8 protein-coding genes are annotated in these 6,324 nt (G+C 47.7%); 6 read left to right on the top strand and 2 right to left on the bottom strand.

Going from position 1 to position 6,324, the window contains the following annotated elements:
- Positions 1-31 precede the first annotated feature (31 nt).
- Positions 32-337, bottom strand: coding sequence for a hypothetical protein (locus B5F27_RS11950; protein ID WP_087368024.1), 306 nt, complete (start codon positions 335-337; stop codon positions 32-34).
- A gap of 133 nt (positions 338-470) precedes the next feature.
- On the bottom strand, positions 471-779 hold the full coding sequence (locus B5F27_RS17425) for a helix-turn-helix transcriptional regulator (RefSeq protein WP_343214638.1): 309 nt from the start codon (positions 777-779) through the stop codon (positions 471-473).
- A gap of 79 nt (positions 780-858) precedes the next feature.
- Between B5F27_RS17425 and B5F27_RS11960 the strand changes: the two genes are divergently transcribed.
- The 6 genes from B5F27_RS11960 to B5F27_RS11980 all read left to right on the top strand — a co-directional run bounded on the left by B5F27_RS11960 (position 859) and on the right by B5F27_RS11980 (position 6,237).
- Positions 859-1,506 (top strand): XRE family transcriptional regulator, encoded by a 648-nt coding sequence (locus B5F27_RS11960; RefSeq protein WP_087368027.1) that lies wholly within the window; start codon positions 859-861, stop codon positions 1,504-1,506.
- 19 nt (positions 1,507-1,525) lie between these two features.
- On the top strand, positions 1,526-2,476 hold the full coding sequence (locus B5F27_RS17295) for a DUF4236 domain-containing protein (protein WP_242962182.1): 951 nt from the start codon (positions 1,526-1,528) through the stop codon (positions 2,474-2,476).
- Entirely contained in the window at positions 2,445-4,517 is a 2,073-nt protein-coding gene (locus B5F27_RS11970; RefSeq protein ID WP_144066522.1) for an NACHT domain-containing protein, read from the top strand. Before B5F27_RS17295 ends, B5F27_RS11970 begins: the two co-directional genes overlap by 32 nt.
- A gap of 43 nt (positions 4,518-4,560) precedes the next feature.
- Entirely contained in the window at positions 4,561-5,313 is a 753-nt protein-coding gene (locus B5F27_RS11975; protein WP_087368033.1) for a hypothetical protein, read from the top strand.
- A 20-nt stretch (positions 5,314-5,333) separates the two neighbouring features.
- Positions 5,334-5,879: a hypothetical protein gene (locus tag B5F27_RS16580; RefSeq protein ID WP_144066523.1), complete on the top strand. Its 546-nt coding sequence runs from the start codon at positions 5,334-5,336 to the stop codon at positions 5,877-5,879.
- A gap of 151 nt (positions 5,880-6,030) precedes the next feature.
- Positions 6,031-6,237 (top strand): hypothetical protein, encoded by a 207-nt coding sequence (locus B5F27_RS11980; protein ID WP_087368036.1) that lies wholly within the window; start codon positions 6,031-6,033, stop codon positions 6,235-6,237.
- The last annotated feature ends 87 nt before the right edge of the window (positions 6,238-6,324 follow it).

Consider the following 6,324-nt stretch of genomic DNA (forward strand, 5'->3'; position numbering starts at 1 on the left):
AGGTGGAAGGTCCGCCGGCACGGACGGGGGGTCATCCCTTCCCCTCCCGCCGCCGGGCCTCCATCTCGAAGTCCCTCACCAGTGTGTCGGGGTCATAATACTGGACCATGCGATGGTCGGACGCCCCGTCGCAAATGCTGAGGCGGATTCTCCCACAGCCATCTGCCCAGTCATTTTCACAGAGCAGGATCAGCCCCTCCGGGCCGGTCTTTCCTCCATAAATATCGACGCCTGGCAGCATATTGGATGATATTGTCAGCTTCACCCGGGGGAACATCCGCTTTGTCAGTTTGCGGACGGTTCGGGGGGTAAGTGAAAAGATGTCTTTGGGTTCCATACAATCGCCTCCTGTCTTTGTTGTATGCGGATTGCACTTTCATCCATTATTGTTTCCTCACCTGCACGGCAGGCCTTGTCTCTCCTTTCTTCCTGTGCTCAAAATTTTATCGCTTTTCGAGCACATTATGTGTTCATTCGGAGAAAAAAATTTCCTGCACAGGCAGGCCATAATAGCGGGCAATCTTCATTTTAACCTGGTCCCGGGGAGACCGTTCTCCCCGCTCGTACATAAACAGGGCAGACGTTCTGATTCCAAGCGCTTTTGCGACGCTTTTTGCGTCTTGTTCACCCCGAAGCCGCCGCAGCCGGCTCCCAATTTCTTTGTGATCCGTGTAAATCACCTCCCTTTTATGTGCACTTATTGTACTCGATTTCCAAAGACATTTCCATTCGCATTGTGCACAAATAGTGCTCTTTTCTTTCGTGTGTTTGTAGTGCACGTTTTGTGCTTGCTTTAGTGCACATTCAGTGGTATTATAAATTTGTACAATATCCAAGATCTAAGCAAGGAGCTAACCCATGGCGACGTTTTCAGAAAGGCTTAAATCTCTCCGCTCTGAGAAGGGCTGGTCCCAGCAGAGGCTGGCCGATGAACTGAACCTATCCAAAAGCAGTGTCAATATGTACGAGCGGGGCGAACGGGAGCCCGGCTTTGAGACGATGGAGGCCATCGCCGACACATTCAACGTAGATATGGACTACCTGTATGGACGAACAGATGTCAAAATCGCAGAGCCGATCCAGTTCAATGCCGGCACAGTTCCCCCGGGCTTTGAGCCCCTGCCCCGGATGGTGAAAAAGCCACTGATCGGGGACATCGCCTGCGGCGAGCCCATCACGGCAGAGCAAAATATCGCGGATTATGTGGACGTGCCGGAAAGCGTGCACTGTGACTTCTGCCTGCGGTGTCATGGGGACAGCATGGTGGATGCAGGCATCCGGGACAATGATGTGGTGTATATCCGCTGTCAGCCCGAAGTAGAGGACGGAGAGATTGCGGCCGTCCGGATCGGCGGCGAGGCGACCCTGAAGCGGGTCTACTACGATGGACAGAGCCTGACTCTGATGCCCGCCAACTCCAGCTACCGGCCCAAAACCTACAGCGGCCCCGAGCTGGAAAACATTCGGATCGAGGGCAAAGCCGTCGGCTTTACCCACTGGTTTTAAAATTTGAGGAGGAATCAAGGTGGGTTTTCGATTTCGCAAAAGCAAGAAGGTCGGCCCCTTTCGGATCAATATGAGTCAAAAGGGGATCGGCTGGTCGGTTGGTGTAAAATGGTTGCGGTACACCAAAAAGGCCGACGGCGGCAGCCGGATCACGGCCAGCATCCCGGGCACCGGGATCTCCTATGTCACCGATTCCAAAAAGTCCAGCCGCAAAAGCCAGCCTAAAATCACCGCGCCGGATCAAAAGCTTCTGGACCAGGTGTCCCCTGCCGCCGGGGAAAATTATAATCCATCGCCTGTGCCTGGCGGGGCCGGAAGCGGCGGCGGAAAGCGCCCCGGCCATGGCTGCCTGTGGTGGGTGGTGGCTATTCTGTTCTGGCCCTTCTCCCTTTCCATTTGGTTCTGGCGCAGCAGCCTTGTCTCCAACAAGGCCCTAAAGGCTGGCATTCTGGCGGTCGCCTGGGTTCTGATCTTGCTGGCCGGCAGCGCATCTGACGACAGCACCAGTTCTTCTCTGCCCACCTCCTCCAGTGGGCCGGCATCGTCGATGATTGCGGCCTCCTCGGAAGTACAAGAGGAAGAAAATCTTCCGGCGGAATCTACCCCGGTCAGTGAACCGGCCTCCAGCCAGGACGCGGAAGTCCAGGCGGAGACAGACAGCGCTCCCGCTTCCAGCCAGGAACCTCAGAAGGAGGCCGCGGCATCAGAGCCGGCTGCACCCGCAGCCTCTGAAAGCGCCCCAGCGGTTTCCAGCGAATCGGCCGCCGCACCGGCCCCCGTCGAGACCGCCCCTGCGCCGGTTGTCACCACACCGGCCCCGGCCCAGCAGCAGGAAGTGATGGTCTGGATCTCGGCCACCGGTTCCAAGTATCACAGCCGCTCCAGCTGCAGCAATATGAAAAACCCCAGCCAGGTCACCCTGGAGCAGGCCCAGGCCCTTGGCCTTACGCCCTGCAAAAAGTGCTACTGATAAAATGCCACACAGTCAACTGGTAGTATTTAAAAATCAAGGATATTTAAATTCTCTACAGAATATTTTGATTGGAGGAATCAAAATGGGCACGGAAACAGCACTAAGTACAGAGACAGCAAATGCATTTAATCCCAATAAAATTGCGGCAGATGTCACCACAACATTGATTACAGAAGCCATTAAATCCGGTTGGCAAAAAGTAAAAAATTTCTTTCAGGATTCGGATGCCAAGGATTCCATTGATTATGGTGATGCTTACGAGGATTATCTACAAAACACTGTTGATAATATCAGTCAAATCAAGACATTACTCTCTCCATACACACCACAGTTTTTCCACACTTTTTACGAGTGTCCAAATGTACAATCTCAGGACGAAATTATAAATACTTCTAATACACAAAATCTTCTGAATATCAGCAATAGAGTAATCATCACTGGTGCCGCTGGTCTTGGAAAAACACTATTGCTAAAGTACCTTTTCTTAGATTCGGTCGAAAACAACAATTATATTCCTGTTTTCATTGAATTAAGAGAATTCAATCAAATAGAAATCAGCGAAAAATCTCTGTACGATATGGTATATAGAAAATTGTCTGATAATGGCTTCAAACTGAATGAAGAGCACTACGCTTATAGCTTGGATCAAGGCGGCTATCTTGTTCTAATGGATGGTTTTGATGAAGTTTGCAAAGAAAAAGCCGAAGGCGTTTTCAGACTCATCCAAAGATTTAGTAACAAATACAATAAAAATCATTTTGTAATATCTTCTAGGCCTTCTTATCATTTTATGGGCTGGCATAATTTCCACGAAATTTTCCTTTGTTCTCTGACAAAAGAGCAAGCTCTCGCTTTGATTAGTAAAACAGAATATGATATAAAAACAAAAAAGTCATTTTTATATGCTCTTAAGAAAGGACTATTTGAACAGCATAAATCATTTGCAAGCAACCCCTTATTGCTAACTATAATGTTGCTCACTTTTAGCAAATACATTGCCTTCCCTGAAAATATAAACGACTTTTATGATCAAGCTTTTTTAACACTGTTTTACAGGCATGATGACACAAAAGATTATTTCACTCGCAAGCTCCGTTGCCACTTAAGCTACGACGATTTTAAAATAATTTTTTCGCGCATTTGCTTTTTCTCTTATTTTGAAGAGGTCTCCAAGTTTTCAGAAGACGAACTACTCACATACATTCAGAGAGCATCAAAAATTGTCAATTGTCCCTCCTTTTCATCAAAAGAATTTATAGAAGATTTAACTTCATCTGTTTGTATGCTAATAAAGGATGGTCAGAACTATTTTTTTATTCATCGGTCTTTTCAGGAATATTTTGCAGCTTGGTATACAGGCAAATTATCTGACGAAGATCAATATATTGTTTTAACAGATTGGATGCATAAAACTAGTTCTTGTGCCAGCAGTGAATATATAAAGATGTTATTTAGTTTTCAAAGTGAAAAGACAAACAAAAACATCTTGTGTCCTGGGATTAAAAAGTTAAAAGAATTATATGATAAATTTGGTTTCTCATATGATTTTCTCAGTGAATACAATTCAGGCATCAGCATCAGAATGATACATTGTATAGAAAACGGACAGAAAACCTCTTTCTATTCTCTGGGTCTCCCCCCAGAAACCACTGATATAGGCAACTACTTGAGTAACATTGTAAGCCTTGTATGCACTTTTAACAACTACACAATTCAAAACCATCTAAGAGAACTCGAAGCACAAAAAAGTTTATATAATATTGCCAAAAATTATATCAATCAAGTAGAAAATGGACACCGGCGAAATTTTCGCATTATCTATCCAACTATTTTCAACAGTGATAACAGAAATGATATTCCAGAAATCACATTATGTTCCTTTGCAGACCTCCATAAAATTGTTGACTCCAAGCAGATGCTTCGTTATTTAGAATGGTATCGTGACCGCATACAATTTTGTTTCTGCTTATATGAGAAATACGCTAAAAGTGCTGATTCAAACACCAAAACTGCTGCATATATCTTGGCCAACTTATAAAATCCGTTGTTACATTCAATTATTTTTGAAAGGAAACCTACCCATGCACCTTTCATCCCGTATTCTCTCGGCGGCCCTGGCCGCCGTCCTGGCGGTGTCGGCCCTGTGCCTGCCGGCGTCCGCCGCCAAGTATGACACCCTGACCTTCCCGGATGCGGCCGGCAACCAGGTCACCTACCTGGACCAGCAGTACCAGGATATCGCGGAACTGCCCATCGGCACCCAGATCATCCTGACCGGTATGCCCGACTACAACGCGGCCTACAACGACGGCCAGTACAATTATGTGGGCTTCAATACCGACAAGGGCACCTGGTACATCCGGCTGGGCAGCTCCAGCGTGGACGCTTTGAAGAAGATCGTCCCGGACGATGGGTCCATCACCGAGTTCACCGCCTGCGGCACCTATGTGGGGCTGCTGGCCGCCAACGGCCTGCCGGTGGTGGACTTGGCCCTGGGCCAGGCTCTGGTGTATGACGCCCAGGCAGGCGGCGACGCCGTCCATCCCCTGGCGGACGAGCTGCCCCGCTATCAGCAGGAGATCGGCGCGGCCAAAGCCGCCCAGGCTGCCGCCGAGGCCGCCGCAGCCCAGCAGGCCGCCAAAGAAGCCGAATTCACCAGCCGGGGCCTGCCCTATGTGGAATACACCCCCACCGGCAGGATGGTTTGGATTCCCACCCACGGCGGCACTAAGTACCACAGCCACTCCGGCTGCAGCAACATGAAAGGCCCCCAGAAGGTAGATTTGGGCTATGCCGAGGCCCGGGGCTTCGACGCCTGCAAGCGGTGCTACTGAACAGTAAAGAGAGGTTTTAAATGTGCTATTTTACAAATGTTTCTTCTGAATTGGGTGTTGATCTTCGCATTCTATGGAATACTGCAGAAATTTGCAATCAAGATCAGAATGGGTATATTGTTCAGCATATGCGGATCACAAATCCTTTTGATTTTATTGGAAATCTTTCAGAATATACGGAATATTTTGAAGCTTGGCTTGTAAAAGGTGGTCGGATTATTTTTGATTCAAAACACAAAGAAAAATTTGACGATGAATGGAGTCCTATTCCTGAATATGTTATTTTAGACTTTAAAGATCGGATACTATCTGTGCAGAACCCATGCGTCACTTATTATGCAAGTGTATACTGGATTCCTGCAGGCACTGAAGAATTTAAAGATATTCAAAACTGGGAAGCTATAACCAGCTTACCTTCTAAAGAGTTGCCAGCAGCTTTTGAATATAAGAAGGACATATCAAAATACCATATTTGTGACCGGCATTATACATGGGATTATAAAAACAACATCATTCCTTATCTTGAAAAAAAACCTAACAAAAACTGTCTGCAATCCAATTCGTAAGTAAAAACAAAAAATCCCGCCCACCTGTTGGCGCAGGTGAACGGGACAAGCAACCGGCTCCCCTCAGAGAGGATCATCGCACAGCTAGCACAATGCGATTGTGCCTCTTTTGGGTGGGGTCTGTCAAACCATACCCAAAGGAGGTTTTTGTATGGGCAGACGTACCAACACGGCGGTCTGGCTGGAAAAGCTGGGCCGCTGGCAGATCAATGTCCAGAAGGACGGCAAGCGCCGCAGCTTCTACAGCTTCAAGCCCGGCCGCACCGGCCAGCGGGAGGCCAACAAAGTAAGCGCCTCACAAAACAGTGTACTTGACAATAGAAAAAGGACCAGCTATGAAGTGACCCCAAAAAGTTAGACAATAATTTGAAATAAAAATAGTTCAAACAGCCGAAAGGGCTTGTTGTCTGTGAATTGCAGGCGGCAGGCCCTTTAGCTTTGCCTT

Source organism: Faecalibacterium sp. An192 (assembly GCF_002160175.1).
In the GTDB taxonomy this organism is placed as follows: domain Bacteria; phylum Bacillota; class Clostridia; order Oscillospirales; family Ruminococcaceae; genus Faecalibacterium.